The organism is Amycolatopsis arida, assembly GCF_900115565.1.
Lineage (GTDB): Bacteria > Actinomycetota > Actinomycetes > Mycobacteriales > Pseudonocardiaceae > Yuhushiella > Yuhushiella arida.
In genome coordinates this window covers 252,813-271,654 of sequence record NZ_FOWW01000005.1, presented here as the reverse complement: position 1 = coordinate 271,654, position 18,842 = coordinate 252,813, and the positions used below count along the sequence as shown (strand labels likewise).

The following is an 18,842-nucleotide window of genomic DNA, read 5'->3' as shown; positions in this document are numbered from 1 at the left end:
GGCAGGAGCTCTCGTTGTGCTTCCGGGCTCGCCCGGTCGGTGGAACCCTCCGGGCCAGCGGCGAGGCCTGCCCCACCCGGCAGGGCCGGTACTTCCGCACGGCGGCGACAGATCATCCGATGATCGGGGCATATGCTCGCGGGTGGCCGGGAGGGGAGACAGTGACGGAGACGAGCACCACCACGCCCACGCGCGGGACGACGCTGCCGAGAGAGATCTGGGTCCTCGTCGGGGCCAGCTTCCTCATCGCCATCGGCTACGGGCTGATCGCGCCGGCGCTGCCGAACTTCGCGGTCAGCTTCGACGTCGGGGTCACCGCGGCGTCGGTCGTGGTCAGCGCCTTCGCGTTCGTCCGGCTGGCGTTCGCCCCGCTCAGCGGGCGCATGGTCACCCGCTTCGGGGAACGCCCGGTCTACCTCTGGGGGCTGCTGATCGTCGCCGCGGGGACGTTGGCCACCGCGGCCGCCGTGGAGTACTGGCAGCTCCTCCTGTTCCGCTCGCTCAGCGGCGTCGGCTCGACCATGTTCACCGTCTCGGCCGTCGGCCTGCTCATCCGCATCGCCCCGCCGCACCTGCGCGGCCGCGCCTCCGGCCTGTGGGGCACCAGCTTCCTGCTCGGCGGCATCGCCGGCCCGATCGTCGGCAGCGGCCTCGTCGCCGTCTCGCTGCGCGCCCCCTTCCTCGCCTACGGCCTCGCCCTGCTGCTGACCACCGCGTTCGTCTGGTGGCAACTCCGCCGCTCCACGCTCGTCTCCCGCGCCGACGAGGACGGCGAGCCGGTGCTCACCTTCCGCCAGGCCCTGCGACACCGCACCTACCGCGCCGCGCTGGCCTCCAACTTCGCCAACGGCTGGGTCGTGTTCGGCGTGCGCATGTCGCTCATCCCGCTGTTCGTCACCGCCGTCCTGCTCCGCGGTGAGGAGTTCACCGGCGTCGCGCTCGCCGTGTTCGCCGCGGCCAACGCCGCCGTGCTGCTGATCTCCGGCCGCTTCGCCGACACCCGGGGGCGCAAGCCGCCCGCGCTGCTCGGGCTCGCGCTGCTGGCCGTCGGCACCGTGCTGCTCGGCCAGGCCGACTCCCCCTGGCTGTTCCTGGTCGCGTCCCTGATCGCCGGGTTCGGCTCGGGCGCGGTCAACCCCGCGCAGAACGCAGCGGTGGCCGACGTGCTCGGCGCCAAGGCCCGCGGCGGCTCCGTGCTCGCCGGCTTCCAGATGGCCGCCGACGTCGGCGCGGTGCTCGGCCCGCTGGCGGCCGGCGCGATCGCCGAGCAGTGGTCCTATGGCGCGGCCTTCTGGCTCACCGGCGGCGTGGCCGCCGTCGCGCTGGTCACCTGGATCCTCGCCACCGAGACCCTGCCCCGCCGCGGCCCCGGCGAGGAGGACCACGCCGCTCGCGACGCCGTCGTCGAGGACCGCTGCGGCCTGGACTGCCCCAGCAGGTGCCGGTGAGCGCTACGACTGCGCGGCCTGCCGCCGCCGGTGCAGCGTGATCACCATGCCGACCGACAGCACGCTGACCACGATGGTGATGATCCAGCCGGTGGTGCCGAACGGGTCCTCCGTCGCCGTCGCCAGCGCGGTCCCGCCCGTGCCGGCCGGCTCCGGCTCGGCCGTGGGAGCGGTCAGCGCCGTCGGGGAGTAGTCGATCCGCCCCACCGGCGGTGTCCCCGCCGCGGCGAGGGCGAAGCCGTAGTCCAGCAGCGCGGCGGCCTGGTCGGTGAGCCGGGTCGGCCGCTGCTCACCCCGCAGCATCACCACCGCCAGCCGCCGGCCGTTCCGCTCGGCCGCGCCCGCGTAGGTGTGCCGGGAGTCGTCGGTGAAGCCGGTCTTGCCGCCGAGGAAGCCGGGGTAGGACCCGAGCAGTTTGTTGTCGTTGTAGATCGGGAACGCCGGCTTGTCCCCCCACCCGGGGAACTCCATGGTCCGGGTGGCCACGGCCGCCGCGTACTCCGGCTGCCGCATCGCGTGGTGGAAGACCAGGCCCATGTCGTAGGCCGAGCTGGACATCCCCGGGCCGTCCAGTCCGGACGGTGACGCGGCCCTGGTGTCCTTCGCACCCAGCCGGGCGGCGAGGGTGTTCATCCTGCGCAGCGCCTCCGGCACCCCGCCCAGCGCGGTGGCCAGCGCGTGCGCCACGTCGTTGCCCGAGCGCATCAGCAGGGCGTGCAGCAGCTGGTCCACCGTGTACCGGCCGCCGGGGACGATGCCGACGCAGGTGCACTCCTGGCTGGCGTCCAACTCGGTCGGCACGACCACCTGGCCCGGCTCGAGGTCACGCAGCACCACCAGCGCCAGCAGCGACTTGACCAGCGACGCCGGCCGCTGCCGGCCGTGCGGGTCCTTCGCGGCCAGGATCGCGCCGGTCTCCAGGTCCTGCACCACCCACGACGCCGCGGTCAGCTCCTCCGGCGGCCGCGGCGCGCCCGGCGGGAGCACCAGGCCGCACTCACCCATCCGCTCCCCGCCGACCGGGGTCTCCGGCACCGGCAGCGGCGCGGGGGAGGGCTGCCCGGGGGGCGGCCGCTCCGAGGTGTCCACCGGCGGGGGAGGCAGCTCCCGGTTCGCGCACTCCGCCGGCTGGTCCGGACCCTGGCGAGGAGCGGCCGCCGCGGGCAGCGGCGCCGCGAGCAGGGCGGACAGCACGACGGTGAGCACGACGCCGAGTGGGCGGGAGGGAACGCAACGCACCCGAGCAGGCTAACCCGGCGGCCGCGGAGTCCCCGGCAGGACCCGGGCTCACCCGCCCGTTCTCCCCCGTTCCGTTGATCTTCAGGCCGTCGGTGTGCCCGGAACGGGTGGATCGGTGGCGGGCGCGCATACTGCGGGGCATGCGCATGTCCCGCCCGGTCTCCCTCTTCCTGCTGCTCTTCGGGGTGTGGTCCTGGGTCATCTGGGTCACCTTCGCCCGCAATCTGTGGGCGAGCGAGGACTCCTGGGCCGCCGACGGCTCGCCCACGGCGTTCTTCGTGGTGCACGCGGTGTTGACCGTGGTCTCGCTCGTGCTGGGCACGATCATCGGTGTGCTCGGCTGGCGCGGGCTGCGCGCGCTCCGGAGAACTCCGACATCGCAGGAGTCCCCGACCGAGTGATTGCTCCGAATGGCGGGCGGTGCTTCCCCGTGACGCTGCCTAACGTTCTCCGGGTCGATCCGACCTGGGCGGGTCCGGTGGGGCTGACCGCCTCCGGCCGGGAACGCCCGTGAGCTGGAGGTGGAATGTTCCGGACCAGAAGGTGGCTGCCCGCGGTCACCGCCGTCGCGCTGGGCGCGAGCGGTGTGCTGACGGCGCCCGTGGCGGCCGCCGAGCCCGCCGCGGCCGCGTGCGACCCGACGAGCCCGCGGTACACCTATGTGGTGATCTACCAGCCGCACACGCCGGAGCCCCGGGTGACCGACGAGCTGCGCCGGCACTGCGGCGAGCGGGTGGCCTACTACCGGGAGATCGGTGTCGCCGTGGCCGCCTCCCGCGACGCCGACTTCGCCGAGCGGATCGGCGTGTTCCGCGCCTACTCGGGCGAGCGGGAGATCGCCGAGCCGCCGACCACGGCCGCGGCGAGCGCGCGGGCGGCCGCGCGGGCCGCCGCCGACAAGGAGGTGGAGCGCACCACCGAGGTCGCCGCGACCCAGGACCTGAGCGCTCAGCAGTGGGACATGCGGGCGATCAAGGCGCCGGAGGCGAACGCCGTCAACCCCGGCAGCAAGGCGGTCACCGTCGGGGTCGTCGACTCGGGCATCGAGCCCACCCACCCGGCGCTGGTGGCGTCGCTGCGCCCGGAGGTGTCGGCCGGCTGCGTCACCGGCGCCGCCGACCCGAGCCCGGCGGCCTGGGTGCCGACGACGTCCGACCACGGCACCCACGTCGCCGGCACGATCGCCGGCAGGGACCCGGCTACCGGGTTCACCGGTGTCGCGCCGGGCGTGCGGATGGCGTCGGTGAAGGTGGTCAACGACGAGGGCTACATCTACCCGGAGTCCGCGGTGTGCGGTCTGATGTGGAGCGCCAAGCACCGGTTCCAGGTCAACAACCACAGCTACTACATCGATCCGGGCATGTTCTACTGCCCGAGGCAGCCGGGTGACGCGGCCGCCTACGAGGCGGTCCGCCGGGCGCTGCGGTACTCGACCGACCGGGGCGTGCTCAACGTGGCGGCCGCCGGCAACAGCAACTTCGACCTGGCCAACCCGACGTTCGACCCGAACCGGCCGCACGAGGTGGACGCCAGCTGCAAGATCCTCCCGAAGGGGATCGAGGGCGTGGTGACCGTCTCCGCGGTGGGCTACGCCGGGACCAAGTCGTCGTACAGCAACTACGGGCTGCGGCAGGTCACGGTGACCGCGCCGGGTGGTGACCGGGCGCAGGTACCGCCGCAGGGCGAGGGTCCGGCCTGCCCGCTGTCGACCATCCTCGCCGGCGGGTACGGCGCGAAGTGCGGCACCTCGATGGCATCGCCACACGCCGCCGGGGTGGCCGCGCTGCTGGCCAGCCGGTACCGGCACGCTCCGCCGTGGGCGCTGCGGGCGCTGCTCGGTGCCCAGGCCGACCCGGTGCCGTGCGGTGACGCGGCGAACTGCACCGGCCCGGACCGCAACAACTCCTTCTACGGCAAGGGCCTGGTGAACGCCCTCGACGCCGTGCGGTAGCCGCCGGTCCATGCCATGAAGGCCACCTTCATCGCACCCAGCGCGATGAAGGTGGCCTTCATGGCGTTCCGGCCGAGAGGGATCAGACGCGCTTGAAGAGCAGGGCGCGCTTGACCTCCTGGATCGCCTTGGTGACCTGGATGCCGCGCGGGCAGGCGTCGGTGCAGTTGAACGTCGTGCGGCAGCGCCACACGCCCTCGGCGTCGTTGAGGATGTCCAGCCGCTCCTCGGCGCCCTCGTCCCGGGAGTCGAAGATGAACCGGTGGGCGTTGACGATCGCCGCCGGGCCGAAGTAGGACCCGTCCGCCCAGTACACCGGGCACGACGACGTGCAGGCGGCGCACAGGATGCACTTGGTGGTGTCGTCGAAGCGCTCCCGGTCCGCCGGCGACTGGACGCGCTCCCTGGTCGGCTCGTTGCCGTAGGCGATCAGGTACGGCTTCACCGCCCGGTACGCCTCGAAGAAGGGCTCCATGTCGACATAGAGATCCTTCATCGTCGGCAGGCCCTTGATCGGCGCGATGGTGACCACCGCCGGCTTGCCCGCGGAGTCCTTCTTCCCGAGCAGGTCCTTGACCAGCACCTTGCACGCCAACCGGTTGATCCCGTTGATCTGCATCGCGTCCGAGCCGCAGATCCCGTGCGCGCAGGACCGGCGGAACGCCAACGTGCCGTCGACGTAGTTCTTGATGTTGAACAGCAGGTTCAGCACCCGGTCGGTGGGCAGGGCGGGAACGTCGTAGGACTCCCAGTGCGGCTCGGTGTCCAGCTCCGGGTTGAACCGCAGGATCCGCACCGTGATGGTGATCGAGCCCTCCGGCGCGGGAATCTGGGAGGTGTCGTGCACGCTGTTGTCAGCTACCGCGGTCATCAGTACTTCCGCTCCATCGGCTCGTACCGGGTGAAGGTCACCGGCTTGTAGTCCAGCCGGATGTCGGCCAGGAAACCGTCGATGCCCAACGGCGCCTCGGTGGCCGTGTCCTTGCCCTTCTCCGGCAGGATCTTGTACGACATCGAGTGCCGCATGAAGTTGACGTCGTCGCGGTTCGGGTAGTCCTCCCTGGCGTGCCCGCCACGCGACTCCTTGCGCGCCAGCGCCGCGTTGACCAGCAGCTCCGCGAGGTCCAGCAGGAAGCCCAGCTCGATGGCCTCGAGCAGGTCGGTGTTGTACCGCTTCCCCTTGTCCTGCACCGCGATCCGGCCGTACCGCTCCTTCAGCGCCTGCACGTCGTGCAGCGCCTGCTTGAGGGTGTCCTCCGTGCGGTACACCGCCGCGTTGGCGTCCATGGTCTGCTGCAGCGCGGTGCGGATGTCGGCCACCCGCTCCCCGCCGGTGGCGGTGCGCAGATGGCCCACCATGCTCTCGACCGTGCGCGCCGGGTTCTCCGGCGGCTCGACGAAGTCGTGGCCCAGCGCGTACTCCGCGGCGGCGATCCCGGCCCGCTTGCCGAACACGTTGATGTCCAGCAGCGAGTTCGTGCCCAGCCGGTTCGCGCCGTGCACGGACACGCACGCCACCTCGCCGGCGGCGTACAGCCCTGGGACGACGTTGTCGTTGTCCCGCAACGCCTCGCCGTGCACGTTGGTGGGGATGCCGCCCATCGCGTAGTGCGCGGTCGGGTACACCGGCACCAGCTCGTGCACCGGGTCCACGCCGAGGTAGGTGCGGGCGAACTCGGTGATGTCCGGCAGCTTCGTCTCCAGGACCTCGGCGCCGAGGTGGGTGCAGTCCAGGTACACGTAGTCCTTGTTCGGCCCCGCGCCCCGGCCCTCCAGCACCTCGAGCACCATCGAGCGGGCGACGATGTCGCGCGGCGCGAGGTCCTTGATCGTGGGCGCGTAGCGCTCCATGAACCGTTCCTTGTCGGCGTTGCGCAGGATCGCGCCCTCGCCGCGGGCACCCTCGGTGAGCAGGATGCCCAGCCCGGCCAGCCCGGTCGGGTGGAACTGGTAGAACTCCATGTCCTCCAGCGGCAGGCCCTTGCGCGCGTAGATGCCCATGCCGTCGCCGGTCAGGGTGTGCGCGTTGGACGTGGTCTTGAAGACCTTGCCGAAGCCGCCGGTGGCGAACACGATGGACTTCGCCTGGAACACGTGGATCTCGCCGGTGGCCAGCTCGTAGGCGATGGCCGCGGAGGCGACCGGGCCGTCGGCGGTGTCGGTGAGGGCGACGTCGAGGACGTAGAACTCGTTGAAGAACTCGATGCCCTGCTTGACGCAGTTCTGGTACAGCGTCTGCAGGATCATGTGGCCGGTGCGGTCGGCCGCGTAGCACGACCGGCGGACCGCGGCCTTGCCGTGGTCGCGGGTGTGCCCGCCGAACCGCCGCTGGTCGATCCTGCCCTCCGGGGTGCGGTTGAACGGAAGGCCCATCTTCTCCAGGTCGAGCACCGCGTCGATGGCCTCCTTGGCCATGATCTCCGCGGCGTCCTGGTCGGTGAGGTAGTCACCGCCCTTGACCGTGTCGAAGGTGTGCCACTCCCAGTTGTCCTCCTCGACGTTGGCCAGCGCGGCGCACATGCCGCCCTGCGCCGCGCCGGTGTGCGACCGGGTGGGGTAGAGCTTCGTGAGCACCGCGGTGCGGGTGCGCTGCCCGGCCTCGATGGCGGCGCGCATGCCGGCGCCACCGGCACCGACGATCACCACGTCGTACTTGTGGAACTGCATCAGGGAACTCCCGTGGTGGGTTAGCTGGCCGGGATGTCGGGATCGAACGTGAAGATCACCAGCGTGCCGACGACCAGGATGAGCACCGTCGAGACGTAGAGGAGGATCTTCAGCCAGAACCGCGTGCTGCCCTTGCGCGCGTAGTCCTCGATGATCGTGCGCAGCCCGTTCGCGCCGTGCAGCTGGGCCAGCCACAGCATCGTCAGGTCCCAGAACTGCCAGAACGGCGAGGCCCAGCGGCCGGCGACGAAGGCGAAGTTGATGCGGTGCACCCCGCCATCGAGGATGTTCATGATGAACAGGTGGCCCAGCACGAGCACCACCAGCGCGAGGCCGGAGATGCGCATGAACAGCCAGCTGTAGAGCTCGAAGTTGCTGCGGCGGGCCGCGGGGCGGCGCGGGGAGCGGGGCTTGTCCAGGGAGAGCGCCTCAGCGTTGCCCAAGGTCATCAGTGTCCCCCTCCGAACAGCTCGCTGACCGTGCGTTCGAGCATGAAGTAGGTGCCGGGGATCATCACCAGCAGCCAGACGCCGATGATCGTCCACAGCATGACCTGCTGGTACCGCGGTCCCCTTGCCCAGAAGTCGACCAGCATGACTCGGATGCCGTTGAGGGCGTGGAAGAGCACCGCGCCGACCAGGCCCACCTCGAGTAGGTTGACCAGCGGGGTCTTGTAGGTCTCGATCACCTCGTCGTAGGCGTTCGGGGAGACCCGGACGAGCGCGGTGTCGAGGACGTGGACGAACAGGAAGAAGAACGTGAGCACGCCGGTGATCCGGTGCAGCACCCAGGACCACATTCCGGGGTCGCCGCGGTAGAACGTTCCGGTCCGGCGCGAGGCACCCGCCCGATCGCTCGCCACCGCCTCGCCGGCGGTGCTAGCCGTGGTGGACATCGGTGAACGGCCTCCAACGTCGTGGCTGGACTGAGCCCGGCTGATCAGAACTCCCACCACCCGCCGGCGGCGTCCACCTGGGACTCCAGTCGGCGCCGGTGCCGGGGTCATGGTCATCGAGCGTGGATGGTTGGGATGCTAGACCCGTGCTCACGAGGGCACTCAACCTCGGGTTGTCCGGTGTGATGGACCAGACACCCCCCGCTGTGGTAGAGGTCTCTCCTCCTTTCACCGCTCCGTGGGACGCGATTTCAGCCCTTCGAGGAGCAGTCACACAAAGTGTTCGACTTGTCGCCGAGCGGCGCCGTGGGTGAACATTTGGGTTACTTGGGGTGTATTCGCTGATGACGGTGTTGACCCAGCCGGGTACCGTTCGCCAGTCGGCCCGACAACTGGAGTCGGGCCGTTCTCGGTTCATCCGCTGGAACAGCGGGGAGGGAGAGACACCGTGCGTCGATCGCGGGGTAGCGCGCTCAGAGCCATCACAGCCATCGCCGCGGCCAGCGTGCTGGCGCTGGCCGGGTGCGCGAAGGACTCCGGCAACAACGGCAACGCCGGTGGCGACCAGTCCGGCGATGCCGGCGACTGCGTCACCGCGCAGGCGCCACCCGCGCCGGCGGGTGGGGCGACCACCGAGAGCCGGGCGGGGGAGAACGTCGACGCCAGCGCGCTGCGGGTCGGCCTGGCCTACGACGTCGGTGGCCGGGGCGACGCCTCGTTCAACGACGCCGCCGCGGCCGGGGTGGACCGCGCCAAGGAGGAGATGGGCGTCACGGACGTCACCGAGAGCACCGCGGCCGCGACCGAGGACGAGGCGTCCAAGCAGCAGCGGCTGAGCCAGATGGCCAGCGAGGGCTTCAACCCGATCATCGCGGTCGGCTTCGCCTACAGCGAGGCGCTGGCCGCCGTCGCGCCGCAGTTCCCGGACACCCAGTTCGCCATCGTCGACGACGCCTCCGTGGAGGCGCCGAACGTCACCCCGCTGGTGTTCGCCGAGGAGCAGGGCTCGTTCCTGGTCGGCGTCGCCGCGGTGTACGAGAGCGCGAACTGCCACATCGGCTTCGTCGGCGGCGTGGACACCCCGCTGATCGAGAAGTTCGAGGCCGGGTTCGTCCAGGGCGCCGAGGCCGCGTCGGACAAGGTGAAGATCGAGCGGGACTACCTCACCCCGGCCGGCGACATCTCCGGCTTCCAGGACCCCCCCAAGGGCAACGCGAAGGCCAGCGCGCAGCTCTCCCGCGGCGCCGACGTGCTCTACCACGCGGCCGGCGCGTCCGGTAAGGGCGTGTTCGAGGCCGTCGAGGGGGCCAACGCGAAGGCCATCGGCGTCGACTCCGACCAGTACCACCAGAAGACGCTGGTCGACGTCCGCGACGTGATCATCACGTCGATGATCAAGCGGGTGGACGTGGCGGTGTACGACTACATCGCCGCGGTGGCGCAGGGCGACCTCTCCTCGCTTCCCGAGCGGTTCGACCTGAAGGTCGACGGGGTCGGCTACTCCACCTCGGGCGGCAAGATCGACGACATCGTGCCGGTGCTCGAGGGCTACAAGCAGCAGATCATCGACGGCCAGATCACGGTCTCCGAGAAGACTCAGGACTAGCCGGCGGCCCCACGTCGGCGGGGCCCGGGAGGGCGATTCCTCTCCCGGGCCCCGCCGGCGTGGTACCAACGCGGAACCGACCCCCACGAGCCCTTCACGACAGTGAGCCTCCAACGACAATGAGCACTGTGGAAGCCGCGCCACCGCGCGGAACACCGGTCGTCGAGCTGACCGGGATCACCAAACGCTTCCCCGGCGTGGTCGCCAACTCCGACGTCAACCTCACCGTGCGCGCGGGCGAGGTGCACGCCATCTGCGGCGAGAACGGCGCGGGCAAGTCCACCCTGATGAAGATCCTGTACGGGATGCAGCAGCCCGACGAGGGCACCATCGCGGTCAACGGCCGGACGCTGCGGTTGCGCAACCCGCAGGACGCCATCCGCGCCGGCATCGGCATGGTGCACCAGCACTTCATGCTCGCCGACAACCTCACCGTGCGGGAGAACGTGCTGCTCGGCGCGGAGGGCCTGCACGGCATCGGCAGGGCGGCCGGTGCCAGGATCGCCGAGCTGGCCGAGCGCACCGGGCTGCACGTCCACCCGGACACCCTTATGGAGCGGCTCGGCGTCGCCGACCGGCAGCGGGTGGAGATCGTGAAGGTGCTCTACCGCGGCGCGCGCATCGTCATCCTGGACGAGCCCACCGCCGTGCTGGTGCCGCAGGAGGTCGACGCGCTGTTCGAGACGGTGCGCGACATGCGGCGGCACGGGTTCACCTTCCTGTTCATCTCGCACAAGCTCGACGAGGTTCGGGCGATCGCCGACCGGGTCACCGTGATCCGCCGCGGCACCACCGTCGGCACCGTGGATCCGAAGGAGGTCACCTCGCGGGAGCTCGCCGAGATGATGGTCGGCAGCGAGCTGCCCAGTCCGGGGGCCCGGGAGTCCACCGTGACCTCCCGCGAGGTGTTGCGGGTGCGCGGGCTGCGGCTGGTCGCCGAGGGCTCCGAGCGCGCCGTGCTCGACGACGTCACGTTCACCGTGCACGCCGGCGAGGTGCTCGGCATCGCCGGTGTCGAGGGCAACGGCCAGACCGAGCTGGTCGAGACCATCATGGGCATGCGCAGGGCGACCGGCGGCACGGTGGAGCTGGTCACCGACGGCACCGCACACGACCTCACCAGGCTCGGCACGCTGGCCCGCAGGGAGGCCGGCATCGGCTACATCCCCGAGGACCGCACCCGGCACGGGCTGCTGCTGACCAAGCCACTGTGGACGAACCGGATCCTCGGCCACCAGACCCGCCCCCCGGTGGCTCGGGGCCCGCTGCTCGACCTCGCCGGCGCCCGCGCGGACACCCGGCGCATCGTCGAGGACTACGACGTGCGCACTCCCGGCATCGAGGTGCCGGCCGCCGCGCTGTCCGGCGGCAACCAGCAGAAGCTCGTCGTCGGCAGGGAGCTCGCCGGCGACCCGGTGCTGCTGATCGCCGCGCATCCCACTCGCGGGGTCGACGTCGGCGCGCAGGCGCTGATCTGGGAGCGGATCCGCCGGGCCAGGGCCGAGGGTCTCGCGGTGCTGCTGGTCTCGGCCGACCTGGACGAGCTGATCGGGCTGTCCGACACGATCCGGGTCATGCTGCGCGGTCGGCTGGTCAGCGAGGCCGATCCGGCCACCGTCACGCCGGAGGACCTCGGTTGCGCGATGACCGGGACGGCCCCCGCCGACGCCACGGAGGACGAGTCGTGAGGCACTGGCGGACCGCGCTGTTGCCGCCGCTGCTGGCGGTGGTGTTCGCGCTGCTGCTGTCATCGGTGGCGCTGCTGATCTCCGGCGCCGACCCGCTGGTGGCGTTCGGCACCATGGTGCGCCAGCTGTTCCGCGGCAGCACCGCGGTGGACACGGTCAACCTGGCCACCGTGTACTACCTGGCCGGGCTCGCGGTGGCGATCGGCTTCCAGATGAACCTGTTCAACATCGGGGTCGAGGGCCAGTACCGCTTCGCCGCCATCATCGCGGCGATCGCCGGTGGCGCGCTGGCGCTGCCCCCGGTGCTGCACACGCTCGCGATCATCCTGGTCGCCGCGCTCGCCGGCGCGGCCTACGCGGCGATCCCGGCGATCCTGAAGGTCACCCGCGGGGTCAGCGAGGTGATCTCCACGATCATGCTCAACGCGATCGTTGGCGGGATCATCGCGTTCCTGGTGAACCCGGACCACTTCGGCGTGCAGCGCGGCAACAACGTGAGCACGCGGGAGATCGACCCGAGCGGGTGGATTCCCGGGATCCCGCTGGGCAACGCCGGCACCCTGTTCGGCTTCGTGTTCATCGCGGCGCTGGTCGGCGTCGGCTACTGGTACATGCTGACCTACACCCGGTTCGGCTTCGAGCTCAAGGCCAGCGGCGAGTCCCCGACGGCGGCCGCGGCGGGCGGGGTCAGCGCGAAGAAGATGGTGCTGGCGGCGATGCTGCTCTCCGGCACGGTGGCCGGCCTGATCGCGCTGCCCGAGCTGCTCGGTCGTGACCACAGCTACGGCATCACCGCGACCCAGGGCTACGGCTTCACCGGCATCGCGGTGGCGCTGCTCGGCCGCAACCACCCGGCCGGCATCGCGTTCGGCGCCCTGCTGTGGGCGTTCCTGGACAAGTCGGCGGTGTCGCTGGAGCAGGTCCAGGTGCCCAAGGAGATCGCCACGATCATCCAGGGCACGATCGTGCTCTCCGTGGTGGTGGCCTACGAGATCGTCAAGCGCGCCGAGCTGGCCGCCGAGCAGCGCCGGGTCGGGCGGGCGCTGGCGCGCAACGGCCGGTCGGCGAGCGTGCGGGAAGGCGGTGCGGTGTGACCAACACGGTGATCGACTCACCGAGCCCGGTGACCGGACCACCCGGGCGGGCGCCGAAGCGGAGGCTGCCGGGCTGGGCCCGGGCCGCGCTCTGGGCGGCCGCGGCCGTCGGGGTGGTGTCCATCGCCTCCTACGCCACCGACATGCCGGTGCTCACCTCGAGCAACACCGCCAACACCGCGTTGCGGCTGGCCTTGCCGATCCTGCTGGCCGCGCTGGGCGGGTTGTGGGCCGAGCGCGCCGGTGTGATCAACATCGGGCTCGAGGGCATGCTGATCCTCGGCACCTGGGGCGCGGCGTGGGGCGCCTATCACGGCGGGGTGTGGGCCGGGCTGCTCGCGGCGATCGTGTTCGGGGCGCTCGGCGGGTTGCTGCACGCCGTCGCGACGGTGACGTTCAACGTCAATCACATCGTCTCCGGCGTGGCGATCAACCTGCTCGGGCTCGGGCTGACCAAGTACCTGGCCAACCTGATCTTCGAGCCGATCTCCGGCAACCCGCGGCAGTCACCGCCGGTACCGAAGTTCGACACCTACTCGGCGACGTTCCTGTCCGACTGGCTCGGTGACCTGGAGGACGCCCAGCGGGTGGTGCTCTCCGATGTCGCCGGGCTGCTGCGCGGCCTGGTCACGCAGGTCACCCCGCTGGCGATGCTCGCGGTGCTGCTGGTGCCGCTGAGCTATCTCGTCCTGTGGCGGACCCGGTTCGGGCTGCGGTTGCGGTCCTGCGGGGAGAACCCGGTGGCCGCCGAGTCGCTCGGGGTGAACGTGTACCTGCACAAGTACAGCGCGCTGGTGGTGTCCGGCGGGCTGGCCGGCATGGGCGGGGCGTCACTGGTGCTGTTGCCCGGTGGGGCCGACTACCTCGAGGGGCAGACCAACGGCCGCGGCTTCATCGGCCTGGCCGCGATGATCTTCGGCAACTGGCGGCCCGGCGGGCTGCTCGGCGGCGCGGCGCTGTTCGGCTACGCCGACGGCCTGCAGCTCTCCGGTGGCGGCGAGGCGGTGCTCGGGCTGCTCTACGGCGTGGTGATCCTGCTGCTGGTGATTCTGGTGGTGCAGGTGGTCCGGCGGAAGTGGGTGCCGGCGCTGCTGGCCGCCGCCGGCGCCGGGATCCTGTACTACGTGTACTGGGCCAACGACGAGCTGCCCCGCGACCTGATCCCGTACACCGCGCACTTCGTCACGCTGATCGTGCTGGCGGTCTCCGCGCAGAATCTGCGACCACCGCGGTCGATCGGCCGGCAGTACCGGCGTGGGGAGGGTGACTAGGTGTCCACTGTGGTCGGTGGATCCAGTGCGTCCGTTGTGGACTGGGAAGCGCTGCGGGCCAGCGCGGTCCGCGCCGCCCGACACGCCTACGCGCCGTACTCGGGGCTGCGGGTCGGCGCGGCGGCCGTCGTGGACGACGGCCGCGAGGTCACCGGGTGCAACGTGGAGAACGCCTCGTACGGGCTCGGGCTGTGCGCGGAGTGCACGCTCGCCGGGCAGCTGCGGCTCACCGGCGGCGGGCGGCTGGTGGCGGTGGCCTGCCGATCGGGCGAGGGTGAGCTGCTGATGCCGTGCGGGCGGTGCCGGCAGCTGCTGTGGGAGCTGGGCGGGCCGGAGTGCCAGGTGGACACCCCGCGCGGGGTGCTCCCGATGTCGGAGGTCCTCCCGGACGCCTTCGGCTCAGCGGACTTGCCGGAGTGAAGGGGGAGCTGGTGAGCGGGTTCGCGGTGGTGGACGTCATCCGGACCAAGCGGGACGGCGGGCGGCTGTCCGACGAGCAGATCGCCTGGGTGGTGGACGCCTACACCCGGGGCGAGGTGGCCGAGGAGCAGATGGCCGCGCTCGCCATGGCGATCCTGCTGCGCGGGATGGACGCCGGCGAGACCGCCAGGTGGACCGGCGCGATGATCGACTCCGGGGAGCGGCTCACGCTGGACGTGCCGCGGCCGACGGTGGACAAGCACTCCACCGGCGGGGTGGGAGACAAGATCACCCTGCCGCTCGCGCCGCTGGTCGCGGCGTGCGGTGCCGCGGTGCCGCAGCTGTCCGGGCGCGGGCTCGGGCACACCGGCGGGACGCTGGACAAGCTCGAGGCCATCCCCGGGTGGCGGGCCGAGCTGGACACCGCCGAGATCGTCCGGCAGCTGACCGACGTCGGGGCGGTGGTCTGCGCGACGACGCCGGCGCTGGCGCCGGCCGACCGCAAGCTCTACGCCCTGCGCGACGTCACGGCGACCGTGGAGTCGGTGCCGCTGATCGCCAGCTCGATCATGAGCAAGAAGATCGCCGAGGGCTCGTCCGGCTTGGTGCTCGACGTGAAGGTCGGGTCCGGCGCGTTCATGAAGACCGAGGAGCGGGCGCGGGAGCTGGCCGGCGCCATGGTGGAGATCGGCGCGGCGCACGGGCTGGCGACGACGGCCGTGCTCACCGACATGAACACGCCGCTGGGCCGGGCGGTGGGCAACGCGGTCGAGGTCGCCGAGGCGGTGGAGGTGCTGCGCGGCGGCGGGCCGGCCGACGTGGTGGCGCTGACGGTGGCGCTGGCGCGGGAGATGCTGGCACTGGCCGGGATCGACGCGGACCCGGCGGAGGTGCTCGCCTCCGGCGCGGCGTACGAGACGTGGTGCCGGATGATCCGCGCGCAGGGCGGGGACCCGGAGGCGCCGCTGCCGGCGCCGCGGCACGTTGAGACGGTGCCCGCGGCCCGCGACGGCGTGGTGGCGGGGCTGGACGCCTACGCCGTGGGCGTGGCCGCGTGGCGGCTCGGGGCCGGCCGCGCGCGCCGCGGCGAGCCGGTGCAGTCCGCGGCCGGGGTGCTGTGCCTGGCCAAGCCGGGTGCGCGGGTGTCCGCCGGGCAGCCGCTGCTGGAGCTGCACACCGACACCCCGGAGCGGGTGCCCGACGCACTGGCCGCCCTGCGCGACGCCGTGACACTGGCCGACACCGAGGTCCCCCCGACCGGCGACATCGTCCTGGACATCCTCCGCGGCTGAGCCACCTCCGGGACGTGTTCAGCATGTGGTCGGGTGGCTACCCTGATGTTGCCCCTGCGGCCAACCGCGAGCGAGGTGGACATGAGTGACATCGGCCGGCGCCTGCGGGAGATCAGGTCGTGGCGGCGAATGTCATTGAGAGTGACCGCCGAGCTGTCCGGGATCTCGTACGGCTACCTGGCGAAGTTGGAGCGTGGTGAGAAGGCGGTCAACAGCCGGAAGACACTGGAGGCGCTGGCCAACGCCCTGCGGGTCTCACCGGTCGAGCTGACCGGCAAGCCGTACGTACCGGTGGACCGGTCGGACGGTGAGACCGTCGCCGCGATCCAGGCCGTGGAGGACGCGGTGGCTGCCTGGTGGCTCGGCGACGTGCCCGAAGGTCCGCGCCGGCCGTGGCCGGAGGTGCGGGCCGACCTGGATCGGCTGAACAGGGCGTTGCGTCCCCGCGCGGCATACCGTGAGCAGGCGGAGCTGCTGCCGCCCCTGCTCCGTGAGCTTCTCGCGGCCGCGGCCGACCCCGCACTCCGGCGGTCGGCGCTCATGGGCCTGATCGGCGCTTACAAGTCCGTCGCCTACGTCGGGTTCGACCTCGGGATCAGGGCGTTGCCGATCCTGGCGGCGGACCGGATGCACCAGGCGGCTGAGTCGCTCGGTGATCCCGAGGTGGTCGCCGACGTCGCGTGGCGCCGGGCGCAACTGCTCAGCGGCGGCAACCGGTCACGGCAGTACGAGCTGGCCGCGGCGACCGCGGACAGCGAGGCCCCCTACCACGTCCGGGGCATGGCACACCTGGTGGCGGCGCTCGCCGCCGCCACTCAGGGGCGGGAGGACGTGGCACTGGGGCGACTCGACGAGGCCGAGGCGCTCGCGCGGGTGATCGACACGGACGACCGGCCGTGGACGAGGACGGACTTCACCCGGACGAACGTGGGCATCTGGCGGGTGTCCATCGCGGTCGAGCTCGGATACGGCGCGAAGGTCGCGGAGGTGGCGGCCTCGGTGCGCCCACCGGAGACCCTCCCGGTGCCCCACCGCCAGGCGGCGTTCTGGATCGACTTCGGCCGTGCGCTGCTGGCCGAGCCGCGCTACCGCGACCGTGGCATCGCCGCCCTGCTGCGCGCCGAGCAGCTCGCGCCACAGAAGGTGCGCGCCAACGCTTTCGCCCGCGAGGCGGTGGCGAACGCACTTCGCCGCGTTCGGCGTGATGCCGAGGGGCGCGAGCTGCGCGCCTTGGCATGGCGAATGGGTGTTGCCCCGGTCGGGTGAACCGGCGGGGCGTGTCCTCAAGGGACAAGTCCGCACCGCATCCGCTCCTAGCGTCCCTTCCCAGTTGCGGGAGGTGACGGAGCATGGATGCGCGTAAGGGCGACTCGGACTGGTTCGATGGCGCTACATGGTGGTCGGCCCACGAGGGCACCGGCCGGCACGGTCGGCCCCGGCCGGGCACCCGGGTGCGATTGCGGCGCGGCGGGTGGGGTGTGGTCCAGTTCTACGAGGGTCAGTGGGACAGCATCACGTTCCCGGTGCGCCTGGAAGCCACGGGTCACACGGAGCTGTGCACCCCGAAAGACCTGGACGATCAATCCGGCAGAGCCTGTACGGGATGGCCGTGTCGTCCGTCGCGTTCCCTACCCAGCGCGTGGCGGGACGTTCACGACCGTGGGGGCCGGTGATGACCGTGGTCGGGATCATGCGGGCGGCGGTGCCGGCCCGGCGCGGTCGTGTCGAGCTGGCTGGCCTGGTGGATCGGGAGTGGGCCGCGCTGGCGGTGCGGCAGCTCGGTGAGACGTTCGCCGAGTTCCGCCGCTGGCAGCGGCGGACCCAGGTGGAGGCGGTGGCCGGGACCGGGCTGTCCAACAGCACGCTGTGCCGGTTCGAGGTCGGTCGGCGGTCGCTGACCCTGACCCAGTTCGTGCAGGTCTGCGCCGCCATTGGGGCGCACCCGGGTGAGGTGTTCCTGTGGGCACTGCCGCCCACCAACCCGGAGCCTGCGCCGATCGACCCGGCCACCCTGGTCGACCTCTACTCGGTGTGACCCGTCCGGCGGTCCCTTCCCACCTCGGCAAGACCCACGATCGGCCGAGGGGAGGGGTGCGCGTGTCGAAGTCGGTCGGGAACCTGGCGGCGGCGGTCGAGGCCGTGCTCACCCTGGTCGAGCGGTGCCGCGTCGCGCTGCGCGAGGCGGCCGCCGCACTCGAGGAAGCCGGGACCGTCCTCGAGCCCCTGACGCGAGGCACCGCTGATTGCGAGTTCGGTCAGCTCCCCGCCGTGGCCGCGCGGAGCGCCGCCGACCTCGACCGGCTCACCGAACCGCTCGACACCGTGAACCGGCACCTCCGCGCCTACCTCGACCGGCTCGGCGCCACCCGACCGCCACCGTCCAACCCCACCGCGCCGATGTCGGCCGGCCCCGTGAAGAGCACATCGACGGAGGTTCCGCCGCACCTCGCCGAGCGGGTGGAACGGTCGCGTGCCCGGGTCGGTCAGCGGCCGCCCGGAACCGTGCCGGCACGGGGTGAGTGGCTCCGCTCGGACGGCTGGACCGTGCGCATGGCCAGTGGCGATTCGGACGAGCACTTCCGGGCGGGCCAGCGGTTCGTTCTGGATCACCTTCCGCCCGCCAAGCGGCCAGCCGAGCAACTCGCCCGGCACGTGGAAGTCAAGGTCGCGATGGCTATGCGCCGGGAAGGTCTGACTGATGAGACGGTGGTCATCGACCGCCAGGTCTGCGGTACCCGCGACTTCGACCGGCGGCGGAACTACTCGTTCACCTGCGACCGGTACCTATCGGAGTTCCTGGCGCCAGGGGCGCGATTGCGCGTGGTACAGGGAGACGGAACGATCCGGGTGTACGAAGGAGGCTCACCGTCATGACCCACACCGCGACCTACCGTGCGGCCGTGCCAACCTTTCGGGATGGTGTCGCCGGCGGTGAGGACGTCCCGGTCAGCACGGAAGAGGACGTGGACCGGCTGGTGACACTGCTCGTCGAGCCAGGCGTGTACACGGCGTCCCTCCAAGCTGGGGAAGGCATGGCCGTGCTGGAGGCGCACGTCCAGGACGGCTATGGCTACCTGCGCTACTACGGGTTGGACCAGTCCGCCGTCAGCGCCGGTGTCTCCGCCTCGCCGCCGGTCGAGTCGGAGGTCGAGTTTCCCGGCGGCTCGGGTCTGCCGCTGGACCAGTTCCGGGCGGTTCTGGCCGAGTTCGTGAAGACTGGCGGTCGACGACCAGCCGCTGTGGAGTGGCGACGCCTGAGCTAGCGGCCTAC

General features: G+C 71.6%; 18 protein-coding genes. 13 read left to right on the top strand and 5 right to left on the bottom strand.

Going from position 1 to position 18,842, the window contains the following annotated elements; genetic code table 11:
- Positions 1-119 precede the first annotated feature (119 nt).
- A complete protein-coding gene (locus BM051_RS16985; protein WP_092531297.1) occupies positions 120-1,448 on the top strand; it encodes an MFS transporter in 1,329 nt (442 codons plus the stop codon).
- A gap of 3 nt (positions 1,449-1,451) precedes the next feature.
- Here the strand turns inward: BM051_RS16985 and BM051_RS16980 are convergent, their stop codons facing one another.
- Positions 1,452-2,687, bottom strand: a complete 1,236-nt coding sequence (locus BM051_RS16980) for a D-alanyl-D-alanine carboxypeptidase family protein (protein WP_092531123.1) — start codon at positions 2,685-2,687, stop codon at positions 1,452-1,454.
- A gap of 140 nt (positions 2,688-2,827) precedes the next feature.
- Between BM051_RS16980 and BM051_RS16975 the strand changes: the two genes are divergently transcribed.
- Both BM051_RS16975 and BM051_RS16970 read left to right on the top strand, forming a co-directional pair.
- Positions 2,828-3,088: an SCO4848 family membrane protein gene (locus BM051_RS16975; protein ID WP_092531122.1), complete on the top strand. Its 261-nt coding sequence runs from the start codon at positions 2,828-2,830 to the stop codon at positions 3,086-3,088.
- Positions 3,089-3,213: 125 nt separating this feature from the next.
- Complete coding sequence (locus BM051_RS16970) at positions 3,214-4,638, top strand: S8 family peptidase (protein WP_092531121.1); 1,425 nt, start codon at positions 3,214-3,216, stop codon at positions 4,636-4,638.
- Positions 4,639-4,720: 82 nt separating this feature from the next.
- On the opposite strand, the gene BM051_RS16965 is transcribed toward BM051_RS16970, so the two are convergent.
- Genes BM051_RS16965 through sdhC form a run of 4 tightly spaced genes read right to left on the bottom strand, consistent with a single transcriptional unit; the run spans position 4,721 to position 8,200 of the window.
- Positions 4,721-5,509, bottom strand: a complete 789-nt coding sequence (locus tag BM051_RS16965) for a succinate dehydrogenase iron-sulfur subunit (protein WP_092531120.1) — start codon at positions 5,507-5,509, stop codon at positions 4,721-4,723.
- Positions 5,509-7,305: a succinate dehydrogenase flavoprotein subunit gene (gene sdhA, locus BM051_RS16960; RefSeq protein ID WP_092531119.1), complete on the bottom strand. Its 1,797-nt coding sequence runs from the start codon at positions 7,303-7,305 to the stop codon at positions 5,509-5,511. Before sdhA ends, BM051_RS16965 begins: the two co-directional genes overlap by 1 nt.
- 20 nt (positions 7,306-7,325) lie before the next feature.
- The gene (locus BM051_RS16955) at positions 7,326-7,748 is read right to left on the bottom strand and encodes a succinate dehydrogenase hydrophobic membrane anchor subunit (RefSeq protein WP_244894501.1); all 423 of its coding nucleotides are present in this window, start codon (positions 7,746-7,748) and stop codon (positions 7,326-7,328) included.
- Between the two features lie 5 nt (positions 7,749-7,753).
- Positions 7,754-8,200: a succinate dehydrogenase, cytochrome b556 subunit gene (gene sdhC / locus BM051_RS16950; protein WP_092531117.1), complete on the bottom strand. Its 447-nt coding sequence runs from the start codon at positions 8,198-8,200 to the stop codon at positions 7,754-7,756.
- Between the two features lie 448 nt (positions 8,201-8,648).
- Between sdhC and BM051_RS16945 the strand changes: the two genes are divergently transcribed.
- The 10 genes from BM051_RS16945 to BM051_RS16900 all read left to right on the top strand — a co-directional run bounded on the left by BM051_RS16945 (position 8,649) and on the right by BM051_RS16900 (position 18,834).
- Positions 8,649-9,806: a BMP family lipoprotein gene (locus tag BM051_RS16945; protein ID WP_092531116.1), complete on the top strand. Its 1,158-nt coding sequence runs from the start codon at positions 8,649-8,651 to the stop codon at positions 9,804-9,806.
- Positions 9,807-9,925: 119 nt separating this feature from the next.
- The gene (locus tag BM051_RS16940) at positions 9,926-11,494 is read left to right on the top strand and encodes an ABC transporter ATP-binding protein (RefSeq protein ID WP_092531115.1); all 1,569 of its coding nucleotides are present in this window, start codon (positions 9,926-9,928) and stop codon (positions 11,492-11,494) included.
- Positions 11,491-12,588 carry an ABC transporter permease gene (locus BM051_RS16935; protein WP_092531114.1) on the top strand — a complete coding sequence of 366 codons (1,098 nt, stop codon included), beginning with the start codon at positions 11,491-11,493 and terminating at the stop codon, positions 12,586-12,588. The genes BM051_RS16940 and BM051_RS16935 overlap by 4 nt, the downstream gene beginning before the upstream one ends.
- 8 nt (positions 12,589-12,596) lie before the next feature.
- Positions 12,597-13,859 carry an ABC transporter permease gene (locus tag BM051_RS16930; protein ID WP_092531295.1) on the top strand — a complete coding sequence of 421 codons (1,263 nt, stop codon included), beginning with the start codon at positions 12,597-12,599 and terminating at the stop codon, positions 13,857-13,859.
- Positions 13,860-14,279 (top strand): cytidine deaminase, encoded by a 420-nt coding sequence (locus tag BM051_RS16925; protein WP_424923285.1) that lies wholly within the window; start codon positions 13,860-13,862, stop codon positions 14,277-14,279. It abuts the gene before it with no gap.
- 11 nt (positions 14,280-14,290) lie between these two features.
- Positions 14,291-15,571 (top strand): thymidine phosphorylase, encoded by a 1,281-nt coding sequence (locus tag BM051_RS16920; RefSeq protein ID WP_092531293.1) that lies wholly within the window; start codon positions 14,291-14,293, stop codon positions 15,569-15,571.
- An 81-nt stretch (positions 15,572-15,652) separates the two neighbouring features.
- On the top strand, positions 15,653-16,837 hold the full coding sequence (locus tag BM051_RS16915; RefSeq protein WP_341770812.1) for a helix-turn-helix domain-containing protein: 1,185 nt from the start codon (positions 15,653-15,655) through the stop codon (positions 16,835-16,837).
- Positions 16,838-17,243: 406 nt separating this feature from the next.
- Complete coding sequence (locus BM051_RS29070) at positions 17,244-17,606, top strand: helix-turn-helix domain-containing protein (protein WP_092531112.1); 363 nt, start codon at positions 17,244-17,246, stop codon at positions 17,604-17,606.
- 62 nt (positions 17,607-17,668) lie between these two features.
- Entirely contained in the window at positions 17,669-18,445 is a 777-nt protein-coding gene (locus BM051_RS16905; RefSeq protein ID WP_134046194.1) for a DddA-like double-stranded DNA deaminase toxin, read from the top strand.
- Positions 18,442-18,834 carry an Imm1 family immunity protein gene (locus BM051_RS16900; RefSeq protein ID WP_092531110.1) on the top strand — a complete coding sequence of 131 codons (393 nt, stop codon included), beginning with the start codon at positions 18,442-18,444 and terminating at the stop codon, positions 18,832-18,834. The genes BM051_RS16905 and BM051_RS16900 overlap by 4 nt, the downstream gene beginning before the upstream one ends.
- Positions 18,835-18,842 lie beyond the last annotated feature (8 nt).